The organism is Terriglobus aquaticus (assembly GCF_025685415.1).
GTDB classification, from domain to species: domain Bacteria; phylum Acidobacteriota; class Terriglobia; order Terriglobales; family Acidobacteriaceae; genus Terriglobus; species Terriglobus aquaticus.
Map to the genome: position 1 here is coordinate 1,651,823 of NZ_JAGSYB010000001.1, position 16,178 is coordinate 1,668,000.

General features: G+C 61.5%; 12 protein-coding genes. 3 read left to right on the forward strand and 9 right to left on the reverse strand.

Going from position 1 to position 16,178, the window contains the following annotated elements:
• Positions 1-71: 71 nt before the first annotated feature.
• The 9 genes from OHL12_RS06760 to OHL12_RS06800 all read right to left on the reverse strand — a co-directional run bounded on the left by OHL12_RS06760 (position 72) and on the right by OHL12_RS06800 (position 12,644).
• The gene (locus OHL12_RS06760; protein WP_263413062.1) at positions 72-3,497 is read right to left on the reverse strand and encodes a carboxypeptidase regulatory-like domain-containing protein; all 3,426 of its coding nucleotides are present in this window, start codon (positions 3,495-3,497) and stop codon (positions 72-74) included.
• A gap of 277 nt (positions 3,498-3,774) precedes the next feature.
• Entirely contained in the window at positions 3,775-4,443 is a 669-nt protein-coding gene (gene phoU / locus OHL12_RS06765) for a phosphate signaling complex protein PhoU (RefSeq protein WP_263413063.1), read from the reverse strand.
• Complete coding sequence (gene pstB / locus OHL12_RS06770) at positions 4,440-5,198, reverse strand: phosphate ABC transporter ATP-binding protein PstB (protein WP_263413064.1); 759 nt, start codon at positions 5,196-5,198, stop codon at positions 4,440-4,442. Before pstB ends, phoU begins: the two co-directional genes overlap by 4 nt.
• Position 5,199: 1 nt before the next feature.
• The gene (gene pstA / locus OHL12_RS06775) at positions 5,200-6,078 is read right to left on the reverse strand and encodes a phosphate ABC transporter permease PstA (RefSeq protein ID WP_263413065.1); all 879 of its coding nucleotides are present in this window, start codon (positions 6,076-6,078) and stop codon (positions 5,200-5,202) included.
• A gap of 2 nt (positions 6,079-6,080) precedes the next feature.
• Positions 6,081-7,142 (reverse strand): phosphate ABC transporter permease subunit PstC, encoded by a 1,062-nt coding sequence (pstC, locus tag OHL12_RS06780; RefSeq protein WP_263413066.1) that lies wholly within the window; start codon positions 7,140-7,142, stop codon positions 6,081-6,083.
• A gap of 131 nt (positions 7,143-7,273) precedes the next feature.
• A complete protein-coding gene (gene pstS / locus OHL12_RS06785; protein WP_263413067.1) occupies positions 7,274-8,281 on the reverse strand; it encodes a phosphate ABC transporter substrate-binding protein PstS in 1,008 nt (335 codons plus the stop codon).
• Between the two features lie 108 nt (positions 8,282-8,389).
• Positions 8,390-10,270, reverse strand: a complete 1,881-nt coding sequence (locus OHL12_RS06790) for a hypothetical protein (protein WP_263413068.1) — start codon at positions 10,268-10,270, stop codon at positions 8,390-8,392.
• Positions 10,271-10,560: 290 nt separating this feature from the next.
• Entirely contained in the window at positions 10,561-12,174 is a 1,614-nt protein-coding gene (locus tag OHL12_RS06795) for an inorganic phosphate transporter (protein ID WP_263413069.1), read from the reverse strand.
• 185 nt (positions 12,175-12,359) lie between these two features.
• Positions 12,360-12,644: a hypothetical protein gene (locus tag OHL12_RS06800; protein WP_263413070.1), complete on the reverse strand. Its 285-nt coding sequence runs from the start codon at positions 12,642-12,644 to the stop codon at positions 12,360-12,362.
• A gap of 1,056 nt (positions 12,645-13,700) precedes the next feature.
• Here OHL12_RS06800 and OHL12_RS06805 point away from each other — a divergent pair.
• The 3 genes from OHL12_RS06805 (at position 13,701) to OHL12_RS06815 (ending at position 16,169) form a co-directional block, all read left to right on the forward strand.
• On the forward strand, positions 13,701-14,444 hold the full coding sequence (locus OHL12_RS06805; protein WP_263413071.1) for an SRPBCC family protein: 744 nt from the start codon (positions 13,701-13,703) through the stop codon (positions 14,442-14,444).
• Positions 14,445-14,529: 85 nt separating this feature from the next.
• Positions 14,530-15,723 (forward strand): zinc-dependent alcohol dehydrogenase, encoded by a 1,194-nt coding sequence (locus OHL12_RS06810; RefSeq protein ID WP_263413072.1) that lies wholly within the window; start codon positions 14,530-14,532, stop codon positions 15,721-15,723.
• Positions 15,724-15,749: 26 nt separating this feature from the next.
• The gene (locus OHL12_RS06815; RefSeq protein ID WP_263413073.1) at positions 15,750-16,169 is read left to right on the forward strand and encodes a hypothetical protein; all 420 of its coding nucleotides are present in this window, start codon (positions 15,750-15,752) and stop codon (positions 16,167-16,169) included.
• Positions 16,170-16,178: the final 9 nt, after the last annotated feature.

A 16,178-nucleotide genomic window follows, 5' to 3' on the forward strand; every position in this document is an offset into this window, starting at 1 on the left:
CAGGCGACGCATTTCGGACGCGAAGAAGGGGCGGCCTACGGGCCGCCCTCTTCGTTGTGTAAGCGCTGCTGCTAGAACAACACCTTCAGTGCAAACTGCACGACACGCGGCGTAAACGTGCTGCTGACGATGCCGCCGCCGGTTGGTGTCCCTGTGTTTGCGGTGGGAGCACCGCCCGTGAAGCTTTGCAGTGTCCCGGAAAGGCCGCTGGAGGGCAGGTAGAGGTTGGTGTGGTTCAAGACGTTGTACAGCTCTGAGCGGAACTCAAGCTTCACGCCTTCCGTGATGGGAAAGCGCTTGTTGACGTCCAGATCCGTCTGGTAAAAGGCGGGCGTGCGGGCGGGATTGCGGGACAGATTGCCGAAGGGCGCCTGGTAAAAGCCCTGCGCGTTTTGCGTGGCTGGCAACTGAAGCGCAGCGTAGTTCACGTATTGCACGTAGCCGGTGTTGGCCTGGCGAATGCTGCGGCCAAGCGTGAGCGGCTGGCCCGGCACGCGGTTCGGACGATATAGGTTGACGCCGCGGTAGTTCGCCGTGATCTGGAGTGAGGATGCGGTGGCGCCGTTGGGCGTGTAGGTGAGATTGAACGGTGTGCCGCCCTGCGCGGTGTTGACGCCGGTGAGTTGCCAGCCACCCAGCAGGGTGTCCACGAAGCGGTTGGCGTTGTTGCCGAAGCGGCGACCGCGGCCGTAAGGCACCTCGTACACCAGGCTGGTCACGTTGATAACTGGCGTGTTGTAGTCCGACTGCGCGTACTCGGCGGCAAGATTGTTTGCGTCTTGCGGCGACGGCGTGTTGCCCTCGAGCGAGGCGCTGGCGTTGTCGAGCGAGCGCGACCAGGTGAAGCTGTTGAGCAGGGTGAGGCCGCCCACCATGCGCTGCTCGTAACGGACCTGCAGGGCGTTGTAGTTGCTGTATCCCTCGTTGAGGGCCTCGGTAATGTCGGACGGCCAGTTGCCGAACGGACGCGAGTAGACGGGCGTTGCCGTGCCGTTGCTGGCGAAGGTAGTGCCGACCACGTTGCGCTGGTTGCCGTTGAGGAACTGCTGCAGTTTCAGGCCGTGATTGCCGACGTAGGCGACGTCGACTAGGCTGTTTTTGAAGAGCTGTCGCTGGACGGCCAGGTAGTAGTTCTCCACGTAGCTGTCGCGCGTGTTGCGCGGCACCCACGTGATGTTGTCAGACGCTTTGTTGAAGTTGGTGGCGAGCGTGGAGGGGAAGCCCTGTTCGATGGTGACGTAGCAGGATTCGGTGGTGGCGTTGAACGTGACGGAGTTGGCGGAGGCGCAATGGTTGGTGGCGCTGGGTGTCACCTGGGTAACGGCCGCGAACTGAGCCTGCGGAGCATTGATGGCGAGGATGTCGCCGGAACCGGCACGCGTGTAGTGCACGAAGCTGGTTCCGAAGCCGCCGCGGATGGACAGTTTGGGGCTGGCAGCGTAGGCGAAACCGATGCGCGGAGCGAAATCGTTCAGGTCAGGGTTGACCAGCGTTTTGCCGTACACGCCACCCGCCGTGATCGGAGTGATGCCGTTGCCGGCAACGGCACCGGGCGAAAGCGTAAGCACGGTCTGGCTGGTCGGATCCCAATTGGAGATGTAGTTGTTCTTCTCCGAGTAAGGCGAGCCGTACTCCCAACGCAAGCCGGCGTTCAGAGTGAACTTGGACGAGACCTTCCAGTCGTCCTGCGCGTAGGCGCTGTGCAGCGTTTGCCGCAGATGCGCTTCGAAGTAGTTGGCCAAGGCGTAGGTATTTGACAGGCCAAAGAGGAAGTCCGCCCAGTAGCTATCCGCCACCTTGGCACCCACCGCACTGTAGCCGCCGCTGAATCCGTACTGACCATAGAGTGGGTTGTTGTCGAGAACGCCCATCCAGATCTTGAGGTACTCATAACCGAACTTGAGGGAGTGGTTGCCGCGCACCCAGGTATAGTTGATCTTCGGATCAATGAGGGCGGGGTTCTGGAATTGCGGGTTCGTCGTCTGGCGACCGAACGCAGAGAAGCCGCCGGAGATGCCGATGGCAGGCAGGCCACCCGCGAGGCTGGGTGTGGTGGGCAGGCCGGGGATTGGGATGACGGGCGTTCCGGCACTCAGCGGAGTTTTGCCCGCCTTGGTACGTGAAAGTCCGAGGCGCACATCGAGCACGCGATTGGCACCGAAGAGGCCGGTGTAACCTAGAGCAATCTGCTGGTCGAGGATGCGCTGCGGGCCCGCGGTCTGACCTTCAAGTGGCAGAGGAATCGTTGGGAAGTTCGTGCCGGTTTCCTTGCGGTCGCTGATGCGGAGGAAGTACCGGGAGGCCGCGTTGGGAGCGTAATCGAAGCGGAGATCGCCCTTATCGCCGTAGTCCTTGAACGGGATCTGGGCGGAGTAGTCATTGACGTTCGCACCGCCGCTGGAGGCGGGGCCGCTCTGCGGCAGGCCGGGGACTGCAGTGCGGAAGGCATTGACGATCTGGAGCGAGAGTGGGTTGAAGGCGCTCTGCGGTATGGGCGTGCCGGCGGTGTACGTCACTCCGGTGAGCGGGTTGCGAACGGGTGCAACGAGAACACCGTTGAGTTCGTTCTGCGTTGGCAGGGTAAGAACGAAGAGCGGCTTGGTGATGGCGCGCAGGCCTTCATAGTCCAGGAAGAAGAAGAGCTTGTCGCGGAAGATGGGGCCGCCGAAGTTGCCGCCGAACTGGTTGCGGTTGGTGCTCGGTTTGCGGAACGGAATGGGGCCTGTCTGCGTGTTGAGACTGACGGGCTTGAAGAAGCCGGCGGCGTTCAGGTCGGTGTTGCGAAAGAAGTCGTATACGGTGCCGTGGAACTGGTTACCGCCGGACTGGGTGGCGACGTTGATGGTGGCGCCGGAGCTGCGACCGTACTCCGCGCTTTCGTTGTTCGTGACGACGCTGAACTGCGCGACGGAGTCGGGCGGAACGGCGATGATCTGGTTGTCAAAGCCCTGGTTCGATTCGCCGTAGCTGTTGTTGTCCATGCCGTCGAGCAGGAAGTTGTTGAAGACCGAGCGCTGGCCGTTGACGTTGTACGCGCCCTGCCGAGTGAGACTGTTGCCGTTGCTGGACGTGGTGGCCGCGGTGGGTGCCTGGCGCACGCCGGTGACCAGGCCGAGCAGATCGCTGTAGTTGCGGTTGACGATGGGCAGCGCTTCGGACTGGTAGTTTGTGATGGTCTGGTCGCGCTGGCTGGATTCGGTCTGCACCTGGAGGGCGACGTCCGACACCTCGACCGTGGTGGATGCAGTGCCGATCTTGAGCGTTAGATCGATGCGTTGACGATTTCCGACCGACACGGTGATGTTTTGCGCAACGGCGCTGGAGAAGCCGGGAGCTGTGGCGGTAACCGTGTACACGCCCACGCGCAACTGCGGGATGTCGTAGTTGCCGACCGAATCGGTCTTTGCGGCATTGCTGACGCCCGTGGCGGTGTTGACGATGGTGACATCGGCGTTGGGCACGGGCGCGCCACTTGCATCGCGAATCGTGCCGAGCAAGCTGCCGTTTTCATACTGTGCGTGCACAGCCGGAGCAGACAGGACGGCGGCAGACGCGAGACAGATAAGTGCAGGGAGCGGGCGGAGGAGATGTCGCATAGGTTTGAGTGAACCGCGCCACTGTAACAGAGCAATGAACGAGCTGTGAAGGCCGGGTCAATGCGTCGTGGGAGCCGAAGTCCGGCGTTACTGCTGAATGAGCGGTGAGCAACGGGAACGGCTCCCGGAAAGACCGGAAGCCGTAGTCATGAACATAGGCAAGTTGCGGGTGTTGGACCTACGCGGACGGGCTTCCCTGGTGGCGCACGTCATCACCATGGACCCAGAAAATTACGTCCTCGGCGATGTTGGTGGCGTGGTCGCCAACACGTTCCAGGCTGCGCGAGATCACCAGCGTGTTGAACGCCTGCGGTGTGAGGTGAGGTTGTTCCTGGATAACGGTGGCAAGGGTGCTGAAGGTCTGACGATTTAGGTCGTCCACCTCGTCATCCGCCATCAGGACCGACTGCGCGAGAGCGGCGTCGCCGACCAGGAAGGCCTGCAATGCGTTCCGAATCATGGCGACCGAGACCTTGGCCAGACGCGGAATGTCAACCGGGATTTCTGCCGATGGCAGAGTCGCCAGTTCCTTCACCCGGCTGACGATGCTGACCGCCTGATCGCCGACACGCTCGAGGTCAGACTTGATGCGGATCACGGCGAGCACGAGGCGCAGATCGCCTGCGAGCGGCTGTTCGGTTGCGAGCAGGTCGAGGGCGAAGCGGTCGATCTCGCGCTCCATGCGATTGATTGCCGGCTCGCTCTGCAGCACCAGTTCGCACAGCTGCAGGTCTTTGCTGAGGTAAGCCTCAGTGGAACGCTGGATTCCCTGTTCGACCAGGCCGGCCATGACGAGCAGACGTTCCTTCAACTCGCCGAGCTTCTGCTGAAAATTGATGCGGCTCAACCGAACCTCCCGGTGATGTAGTCTTCGGTGCGCTTGTCCGATGGGTTGGTGAAGATCTTCTCGGTTGCGTCGAACTCCACCATGACGCCCGTGAGAAAGAAACCGGTCTGCTCGGCCACACGCGCAGCCTGTTGCATGTTGTGCGTGACGATCACGATTGTGTAGTCGCGCTTGAGTTCGAAGATCAGGTCTTCAATCTTGGATGTGGAGACAGGATCGAGCGCGCTGGCGGGCTCGTCCATCAGCAGAACTTCGGGGTCGACGGCGAGGGCGCGCGCGATGCAGAGGCGCTGTTGCTGACCGCCGGAAAGGCTGGCTCCCGACTTCTTGCGGAGATCGTCCTTCACCTCGTTCCAGAGGGCGGCCTGCTTCAGCGAACGTTCGACCACTTCGTCGAGAACGCGACGTTTGCGGAAGCCGTTCAGGCGGAGACCGCTGGCCACGTTGTCGTAGATGGACATGGTCGGGAACGGATTCGGTCGCTGGAAGACCATGCCGACGCGACGTCGAACTTCGACCGGCGAAGCGTCGGTGTAGATGTTCAGGTCGCCCATGTTGATGGTGCCTTCAACGCGGGCGCCGGGGGTGGTCTCGTGCATGCGGTTCAGGCAGCGGACGAACGTGGACTTGCCGCAACCGGACGGACCGATGAGCGCTGTCGCCTTGTTAGCTGGTATGTGGAGGCTTACGTCCTTGAGGGTATGGGTGGTGCCATACCAGGCGTTGACGTGCTCCACTCGAATATCGACACCCACTCTAACGTCCTCCCGCAAGGCTGTTGCGCGCGGCAAACAGCCGGACCAGCGTGACAGAAACCATAATCAACAGGATGAGCACCAGCGCGCCCGCCCAGGCAAGACGATGCCACTCGTCGTAGGGCGACACTGCGTATGTGTAGATCTGCAGCGGCAGCGCAGCCATGGGCTGATTCAAGTTCAGGTTCCAGAATTGATTGCCAAAGGCGGTAAACAGCAGCGGCGCGGTCTCGCCGGCAACGCGCGCAAAAGCGAGCATGCAGCCCGTGATGATGCCGGGCGACGCGGCGCGCAGGCTGACGGAGAGCACAGTACGCCACTGCGGAATGCCGAGGCCAAGAGCAGCTTCACGCAGCGCCGTTGGGACCGTGGCAAGCATTTCTTCCGTGGTGCGCGTAACGGTGGGCACCATCATGATCGCCAGCGCGACGCCACCCGCGAATGCGGAGAAGTGGTTCTGCTTGGTGACGATCAACGAGTACGCGACGATCCCCATGACGATGGAAGGCACGCCGTTCAGCACGTCGGCGGTGAAGCGCACGCCATGGCCCAGCCAAGTGCCGCGGCCGTACTCCGCCAGGTAGACGCCGGCCGCAATGCCGAGCGGGATACCCATGAGGCTGGCCACCAGGAGGATCATGCCAGATCCGACAATGGAGTTCGCCATGCCTCCGCCGCTTTCACCAACGGGTACGGGCACCTTGGTAAAGAAGGCGAGATTGAGCGAGCTGGCGCCCTTGTAGATGAGGTAGCCCAGGATTGCGACGAGTGGCACCAGAACGACAAGGGTGCTGAGCACCGAGATCGCGGTGACCAGGTGGTCCTTTGCGGTGCGTGCGCGACTGCGGGCGAGGCTGGGAGCGTAAGGAGAGGTTGCCATCGTTACACCGCCTTTGCCGTGTTGCCGCGAGTGACGGCCCACACCAGCAGCCGGGCCACAGCGTTGACCACGATGGTCACGATGAAGAGTGCCAGGCCGATTTCGACCAGAGCGCTGAGATAGAGATCGCCCGTTGCCTCAGAGAACTCGTTCGCGATGACGCTGGACAGGGTGTGCGCCGGGTTGAACAGGTTCTTGCTGATGTCCGGGTGGTTGCCGATGACCATGGTGACGGCCATGGTTTCGCCCAGGGCGCGGCCAAGACCGAGAATCACGGCACCGACGATGCCGATACGAGCGTTCTGAAGGACGCCGAGGCGGATCATCTCCCAGCGAGTCGCGCCCAATGCGAGCGCGGCTTCGCGCTGGTGATTGGGTACAGCGCGCATCACGTCGCGACTGATGGACGAGATGACCGGGAAGATCATGATGGCGAGGATCACACCGGCGGTGAACATCCCCACGCCGAAGTTCGGTTCGACGAAGAGGCCGGTCCAGCCCAGGGTTTTCTCCAGGAAGGGGCCGACCTTATCGCGGATCAGCGGCACTAGGACGAAGATGCCCCAGAGGCCGTAGACCACGCTTGGAATTGCAGCCAGCAGTTCCGTGAGGAACGAGATAGGTCCGCGCAGCGGGATGGGACAGATCTCGAGAACAAAGATCGCAACGGCGAGCGAGAGTGGCACCGCGATCAGCAGGGCGAGCAGCGAGGACACCAGCGTTCCGAAGATGAACGGGAGTGCGCCGAAGTCGCCGTTGACCGGATCCCAGTTGCTGCTGCGAAAGAAATGAAAGCCGAACGCGTGGATCGAAAGCTGCGATTTCTGGATCAGGATCCAGACAATGAGCACCACGATCACAAAGAGGCTGAGAGCACCCAGCAGCATCAGGCCTGCAAAGCCGCGATCAGCCGCGTTCGCAGATCCTCGAGCGCGCAGGAACGCGCGGATGCCGCTCGCATCCTCAGACACAGCGCTGACCGGCGTCACCGGGGGCTCAGGCTGCTTCCTCGCGACTGTGACAAGCGGAACAGAAATGTTTTGAGGTGTCTCGTTATCTGCCATGGGAGTTTGCTGCAATTGTTGGCCGTTCCACATGCGCAGTGCTCGACCAGAACACTGCCCGACCCCGGACCGTTTGGGTACGGTCTCTATAGTAAGCGGGAGCCGCTGGCGAAAGCGGCTCCCGTTCGTTTCTAGTGGATCTGGTTGATGGTCTGTGCGACGCGGTCGGCCACGGGCTTGGGCAGCGGAGCATAGGTCATGCTGGCCGCTTCGGATTCGCCGTGCTGCAGCATCCAGCGAAGGAAGTCGACCATCACCTTGCCCTTGTTGGCGTCATCGAAGTGCTGGGGGATGAGCAGCCAGGTGAAGGACGCGATGGGGTAGCTGTTCGGTCCGGGAGCGTTGGTGATTGACACGCGGTAGTCGGCCGGGATCGTCTTGATTGCCGCAGCGGCTGCCGCAGTCACGCCGTCCGTGGAGGCCTTGACCCACTTGCCGGACGAGTTCTTCACTTGGCCGAAGCTCATGTGGTTCTGCTCGGCGTAGATCAATTCCACGTAGCCAAAGGAGAACTGGCTGTTGCGGACCATGCCGGCGACGCCCTCGTTGCCCTTCTGGCCGATGCCGACCGGCCACTTGACCGAGGTTGCGCGGCCGATTCGGCTCTGGAAGTCCGGGCTGACCTTGGACAGATAGTCGGTGAAGATGTACGTGGTGCCCGAACCGTCAGACCGGTAGACCGGCAGGATCTGGTGGTCCGGCAGGTTCACGCCCGGGTTGTCACGCGCAATGCGCGGGTCGTTCCAGTGATTGATCTGGCCCAGGTAGATGCCGGCCAGAACTTCCGGCGAGAAGTTCAGTTCTTTGTTGACGCCGGGCAGGTTGTACACCGGGACGACTGCACCCAGAACCGTGGGAATGTGGAAAAGCTTGACCTTGGATTCCGAGAGCTGCTGGTCGGTCATAGGACCGTCAGAGGCGCCGAAATCGACGATCTTCTGTGAAACCTGGCGGATACCCGCGCCCGAACCGACGGATTGGTAGTTGATCTTCACGCCCGGGTGGGAGCCACTGTACTCGCTGAACCAGCGCGAATAGATGGGATTCGGGAAGGTGGCACCGGCGCCGGTAATGTTCTGCGCGCCAGCTCCGACAGACAGGGTGGCCAGTGCAGCCAAAGTTGCGATTTTGAATTTCATTCGGATCTCCACTCTCGTGCAAAACGTTGGATCACGTTGATCATCCGCATCCCACCCAGATGCTGTGTGCTGCGTGGGATGCGGGAATTTGACCGGAAGGATGCGCGTTTATGGGATGTAGTAGCGCATGCCCGTGTGGATCATGTTGTCCAGAGCGCGCGGACCGGACGGGAACCCCGTTGTTCCGGTCGCACCGGACCAAAGGTTGCGCTGCAGGTAGCTGTACGTTGCCTGGTACTGCAGGCGACCGTACTTGGGGCTGCTGACCAGGCGATAGGTGAAGCCAATCATGGGCTCCTGGATGTAGCGCGTCGGTGCGTTGCAGTTCACAGGCGAGTCGGAACCGCCGGTGCTGGATGCTGGGTTCGCCGGCAGACCGTAGCATCCGGCGTTGTTCAGGTTGGGTGCACCGTAGCCGAGAAGAGCTCCGTTGAAGGCGCCGACGGTCTGACGGTAGTACGTACGCTGCGCGTACTCGCCGCCATAGTAGGCATATACGTCAAGGTTCTTGGTCGGGTGCGTCTCAAGCGAGAACAGGCCGTGGTAGTTGTGGATCGGCTCAAGCGTTCCGTCGGGGCGAAGGGTTGCGTCTGCAAGCTGAGCAGAGCCGTACCGTCCCGTGCCGTCGCCCGCCATCATCTGCACGGCAAGATCGACATACTTGCTGGGCGAGACGCGAGCGCTGAGGAATGCGCCACCGGCTGCCTTGGTGTTGTTGGTCGCCGTGGTGGAGAGGACGTAGGTGGCGGTGGAGCCCGTGCCGGTCGTGCCCAGAATCGGGAAGTACCGGTCACGCATGAAGCGCGCGAGGCCACCGAGTTCGAAGTGCGCCTTCGGGTAGTCGAGGGCGAACTTGACGATCACGTCGGGCGCCACGTTGTTGGCGTAGGTGCCGTTGAAGGCGTTGAACAGACCGCCGTTCGCACCGGTTCCGGCGAAGTAGAAGTTGGTGGGAACGGCGCCCGTGGTGGCGGATGTCGCGGTGAAGTTGGTGATCTGCGCGTTCTCAAGCGACATGGCGGCAGTGATCTGACCGGTGCGGATGTCGCCAAAGCGCTGCTGGAGGCGGATTGCCGGCTGACGGGCCCAACTGAAGCCCACCATGTACTGCGGATCGACGGTGTTGGGCAGCTTCTCCGTCCGTACGTCGGTGCTGCGACCGTCTTCGGTCACGAGCGACCACATCTGACCACCGGTCACAGCAAAGCCACCAACGTCTGCCCTGCCCCAGAACTGGCGCTGGCGGAGTGTGTAGCTGTTGCTCTGGTTGTCGTTGGACGTGGTACCCGAGCTGAGGAAGTCAGCTTCGATATAGCCCGACAACGCGAAGCGCCCGGCGTTGCCCTGAACGAGGGCGCCAATCCGGCTCTGACGGCCGGAGAAGTTGAACTCGCTGATGTGGCCCTCGTTCGCTGAGGGGAACGGGATGGAGTTGAACGGAGTGTTGATGTCAGAGTTCAGGGAGCGCTGACGCCACACGCCTTCTAGCGCGAAGAAGGCTACCGGGGTGATCGTCACGCCCTTGTAGTGGATCGCGGCGGGAGAGTTGATCTGCTCGGAGACGGCGGCCTGGTTGTTGACCACGGTCTCCGTCAGGGTGCTCTGCTCGGTCTCCAGTTGTGCAACGCTGCTCTTCACCTGCTGCACGTCTGCCGCGGTCTGGGCGGACTGCGTGGAGAGCTGCTGCGTGGTGGCCTGGGCTGCCGCTGCCTGCGTCTGTGCGTCGCTCGCGGACGCCTGCGCCGCCGTGACCTGCTGATCGCGCGTAGCCAACTGGCTCTTCAGCGCATCGATCTGGCCCTGCTGCGCGGCCATCATCTCGCGAAGTTCGCGAATCTGGCGCTCGCTGGAGCTCTCCACTTTACGGCGGGTTGCGGGCCTGCGCTTCTTCGCAGTGCTCTTTGCAGCCGTGTTGGCTTGCCCGGAGATGTTGTTGGAAAGCAGCGCCGTCGCAAGCAGCGCGGCGGTGAGACTGGCACGTCGTTTCATGATGGCCCCTGTGAGAATAGGCATGCAAAATCGCAGACTTCGGTGCTTGTTTTCGCCAGATGTGCTGGTTGGCTTGAGTATTGCGAGAGCGCGTGAACGGCGCGTGAACACAGAGTTGCAGGATGAACAATGCGCCCGGGCTCACTGCGGGTGCGCCCTCAGGCAAGAGGCGCTGGCGAGCTTCAGATTGTCGGTCCTAGAGAGAAATAGCTCCGCACCGGCGAAGTGCCGGGCGGAGCTTTAGGGCGCGCAGATAGATCGCTTGATCGCGCTTTCTGAGCGCGTCTGTTCTAGACGTTCGCGGTGAAGCGGGTGAAGACCCAGAACAATATGCCGGAGAGAACCGCTGCTGCCGGAAGCGTGAAGACCCAGGCAGCCGCGATACTCATGAGCGTCGACCGTTGCAGGCCGCTGCCGTTCGCAGCCATGGTGCCCGCCACGCCGGAACTGAGGACGTGCGTCGTGGAAACGGGCAGGCCAAAGCGGTCAGCGCCCAGGATGGTGACCATGGCGACCAGTTCAGCCGAAGCGCCCTGCGCATACGTCAGGTGCGTCTTTCCGATCTTTTCGCCTACGGTGATGACGATGCGCTTCCACCCGACCATGGTGCCAAGGCCCAGAGCGAGCGCCACCGCGACCTTAACCCAGGACGGGATGTATTTGGTCGACTTGTCCAGGAAGCCCTTGTAGGCCGCGAGCGTCTGCGTTTCCGAGTCATTCATCTTCAACCCGGCCTTGGGCAGCAGCCGCATGGTCTCGCTGATCAGGTACATCTGGTTGCGCACGTTGGCCTGCAGATTCTGCGGCACGTTGCCCAGCGAACCGTAGCTGACGGCTTCGTTGCGGACCGCGGTGACCATCTGTTGCAGGGCGGGAACTGTGGACGGCTGGTATTTGTGCGAGGAGACAAACTCTTCCAGGTCACGATCCGGGTCCTGCACGACCGCGGCCGGATCGGCATAGTGCTGGAGCGTCTCGACCACAGCCGTAGAGGTGGCGGCGAACTGAACAACGGAGCCGCGGTCGACGGTGTGGTTCAGGGCATAGGCCGTGGGAACCGTGCCGACCAGGATGAGCATGATGAGGCCCATGCCCTTCTGCCCGTCGTTGGACCCGTGGGCGAAGCTAACGCCCGTGCAGGTAAGGATGAGCAGCGCACGGATGTAGAACGGGGGCGGCTCTGCGCCTTCGGGCGCCTTGTAGAGCCGAGGATCGCGCGCGACCAGCTTAAAGAGAAAGAACAGAAGTGCCGCAAGAACAAAGCCAATGAGCGGCGAGAAGATGAGCGCCTTGAAAACCTTGATTACCTGCTCCCAGTCCACGCCGGAGGTGCCGGTGCGGCCATTCAGGAACTGGTTCGCCAGACCCACACCGAGCACGGAGCCGATCATGGTGTGGGAGGACGACACCGGCAGACCGCGCCACCAGGTTGCCAGGTTCCACAACACAGCGGCGGTGAGCAGGGCGAAGACCATGGCGAAGCCTGACCCTTGCGACACCTTCAGGATCAATTCAATCGGCAGGAGCGCCACGATTGAGAAAGCCACTGCGCCAGAGCTGGTGAGGACGCCGATGAAGTTCCAGAGGCCCGACCAGACCACCGCGACGTGCGGCTCCAGCGAATGGGTGTAGATGACCGTGGCCACAGCGTTGGCCGTGTCGTGAAATCCGTTTACGAACTCAAACCCAAGCGCGATGAGGAGTGCCGTACCAAGCAGCACATACGGAAAGACGGACGCCTGGTGCACGGGCGAAAGATCGATCGCGAGCCGAGAAACGATATAGATCACCCCGGCGACAAGGACCAGGGAAAAGGCGAACACCCCCCACTTGGCGGGCTTGTTGTTGCTAAGCTTTTGGTCCAGGATCGACGGCTGGGAGACCGCGGGAGCTGCTGTAGCCAAGTTTCACCTCAGGGGGAGTCGAGGTGAGGGTACGTCTGGCGGCTCGGGCGCCGTGTTACGGATCCGTGAATTTGCAGAGAATCCGGCGGATTGTCTCGGCTTGCTCGCTGAGCCTTTAGATGACAGGGGCTGAGCAGCGTTACAGCTTTACGTTGCGATCGCTCAGCCCGCCACCACAGGTGGTGTTAGCGCATGCAAAAGGACGTTCCCTCGGTTGCCGCCGAGCGAAGGCGCTGGGCGAGAGTGCGAGCGGGCCTGGCCAACTCGCCCATCGCGGGCCAGTCCTGCGACAGTTCTTCCATGCGCTCCGCGACAGCTTCGCACTTGCGCCATTCAATGACGCTGCCGTTGGACGCGGCCTCGATAAAGCTGTGGATGGGATCGGCACCAAAGGTTGGTTTTCTACGCGCGGCCTGCTCCAGCCGATCGCAGAAACGCTTGTGCGAGATGTAGGTAGAAAAGGATGACACGGCGCTCATTCCGCAGACGTTACTCGATGCTGGTGGAACCGAACTATAGTTCGGAGGGTGTACTGGCGCACTGGAAGTGGGATTGCTGGTGCCCCGTTTTGGGACGGCCGCGAAGCTCCGGAGGCATCGTGCATGGTGGGTGAATGGTCCCCCTCATTCACCCACCATGCACAGCAAAGACGAAGTCTGTGCTGGGACAAAATCCTACTGCAACGGGCCCTTCTGTCGATTACTTTCTAGTCACTAGCCACAGGTTACCGATTACGGGTGCACAACGTACCCTGGGTGTGACCCAAGTGGGGCATGTTCCCTACCTATCGAATCGAGCAAGATGGTCTTGTTCGTAACACAGACCTGGGAGAAGAGGGCTTCGGAGACGAAGCCCATTTTTTTGCCTTGGTGTGTGCGGATCCGACTCCCCCATCCCCGCTGGTATTCGCCGCACCCATCAGAGCTCACTCTGCGTTGTCGCGGGCGCAAGGCTTACCAGGCTGGGACGCGGTCCTGCAGGCACGCCTGAAGAATGTGGATAGCGGAGTTGAGCACGAGCAGAGAGCCGAAGATGAACGAGCGTGTCTTTGTTGTTCCGAGTTGCATGTGGACTGTATCGGCAGCGATGAGAAGAAGATCTCTCTCGGAAGAGACGCCCGGGTCTTTGGCGGGCGAATGCCGGTCAGATGGATTTCGAGGACGTCCCCTCCGGCCGGGACGTTGCTCCATGTGCGCTTTTGGCGTGAGCGGGTTGCTCTGGTTATAGCCTATATTTCCAATCGTTTACGGCATGGAATGTCGTGCGGCTATGCGACAACCTGATGAAAGTGCTTAGCCATCTAGGTAGCAATCGGCTGAGCAAGCGAAGCTCTCGGTCGTAACCAGGGTCATCGGCCCTGGTGACAGCGGAAAGCTCATAGCCGGGCCGACGCCATCGTGCATCCGCGCGACGGACGCACCGAGACACGTCGACTCGGAATCAGCAATCCGAAACCCTCCCTTGCAAACCCCCTCGCCCGAACACGCTACACCCGGGCACCCACCTACTCGCAAGGAGACTCCGCAATGCCGCCCTCAAAATCGTCCGCCCCCAGTTCCCGTCAACTCCCGTTTGGCCCCAAGACTCTTGTGATTGGGGCTTCCGCGCTGGTTGCATTCGGCCTCACCAGACGTTCCAAAGCAGGGACCGCGCTCGCCGCCGTAGGTGGCGTGCTCGGGTACCAAGCCGCAAAGGCCTCCCCTGCCACTTCGAACACCAAAGTGGCGTTCCTTGTGAACGCTCCCGCGGATCAGGCGTACAAGTTGTGGCGGAACTTCAGTGGTCTGCCGCGCTTCATGGTTCACCTTCAATCCGTCCGTGAACTCGATGCCCGTCGTTCCGAATGGGTCGCGTCAGGGCCGGCACAGCGTCAGATTCGCTGGAATGCGGAGATCACCGAAGACACGCCCAATCAGCGCATCGCATGGCGCTCTCTCCCCGGCTCTGACGTTCAGACGAGCGGGTCAGTCGAGTTCCGTGCCGATCCGCAAGGACGGGGCACGTTCGTGACCGTAGACATGCAGTACGCCGTGCCGGGTGGTCCTCTCAGCACGGGTGTCGCTGCACTTTTCGGTAAGAACCCGGACTTCGTGGTGCGGGAGGATATGCGCCGCTTCAAGCAACTGCTCGAAACCGGTGAGGTCCCCACGACTCGCGGCCAGTCACACGGTCCGCGCGGGATCCACGGTCAAGCTGCGCAAGTTCTCCTTCGTGAGAAAGCCAACCTGCCGGATCCGCAGGTTCTGCAGGCGCACGGCCAATCCGCATAGCAGGCTCCACCAGCGAATCCTGACGGCGTGCGGGTCACTCATCGCACGCGCCCGATCCCTCTTAATCGATACAAGGAGCTCCGTGATGAAAGCCGTTTGCTGGATGGGCAAAGAAAAGATGCAGGTCCACGATGTTCCCGACCCCAAGATTCTCAACCCGCGCGACGCGATCGTACGTATCACTTCAACCTGCATTTGCGGATCTGACCTTCACCTCTACGACGGCTTTATCCCGACGATGGAACAGGGCGACATCATGGGCCATGAATTCATGGGCGAGATTGTTGAAGTAGGGCCCGGCATCAGCAAGGACAAGCTAAAGGTTGGTGACCGAGTCGTGGTTCCATTCACGATTGCGTGCGGCAATTGCCAGTCCTGCAAAGACCAGCTCTGGTCGTGCTGCGACAACTCCAACCCAAACGCATGGATTGCCGAGAAGATGATGGGCTACAGCCCGTCAGGTCTCTTCGGGTACACCCACATGCTCGGCGGCTATAGCGGCGGGCAGGCACAATATGCGCGCGTGCCCTATGCGGACGTCGGCCCACTCAAGCTGCCGAGTGACATACCCGACGAGAAGGTCGTGTTCCTCTCGGACATCTTCCCAACCGGCTACATGGGCGCGGAGAACTGCAACATCCGTCCCGGGGACACCGTTGCGGTTTGGGGCTGCGGTCCTGTCGCGCAGTTCGCGATCCGCAGTTGCTTCATGCTCGGAGCAGGACGCGTCATCGCCATCGACCGGATTCCAGAGCGGCTGGCGATGGCTCGGGCAGCCGGAGCGGAGACGCTGAACTTCGACACGGACAACATCCTGGACGCGCTGCACGACATGACCGGCAACCGCGGCCCCGACGCATGTATGGACGTGGTCGGCCTGGAGGCTTCGGGACACGGCATGATGTATGCCTACGATCGCGCCAAGCAGATGGCGCGGATTGAGACGGACCGTCCCATCGTTCTCCGTCAGGCCATCCTGGCATGCAAGAAGGGCGGCACGGTCTCAGTTCCGGGTGTGTACGGCGGTCTCGTCGACAAGTTGCCGATGGGCGCCTTCATGAACAAAGCCCTGACCATGAAGACGGGCCAAACCCACATGATGCGCTACATGGGACCGCTTCTGGAGCGCATTCAGAAGGGCGAGATCGACCCCTCCTTCGTCATAAGTCACAAGTTGCCGATCGACGCCGCACCCGAAGGCTATCGCATGTTCCGCGACAAGCAGGACCGCTGCACGAAGATCGTCCTGAAACCGTGGGAAACATCGGCCGCAGCCTAACAGTGCTACCCGCAAAGGAGTGATCTATGTCTGAATCAGCATATGGGAAGTCCTCTCTTGATTCCCTCCCCAAGGTCATCAGTCCTACGGCCCATGGCATCGTCGACTACTGTCACGCGGCCTTCTTCTTCACCGTTGGTATCGTCTGCGCACGAACGCAGAACAAAGCGGCGTCGCGAGCTGCTTTTGGCACCAGCGGTTTTATCCTCCTGCAAGCGCTGCTCACGGACTATCGCCTCGGAGCCAAGCCGGTGATGTCGTTTGAGACTCACGGCAAGATCGACGCGGTCGTCGCTGCAAGCTCCTGGGCCGTGCCGCTGCTCTTCGGCTTCCAGGACACCGCGGCCGGCAAGATCTTCGAAATCAACTCTCTTGCGGAAGCCGGGGTAGTTGCGCTGACCGACTGGGACAGCCAACGTGCTCACGAGGAACGCGAGACGGCTTGAAGGCAGGTC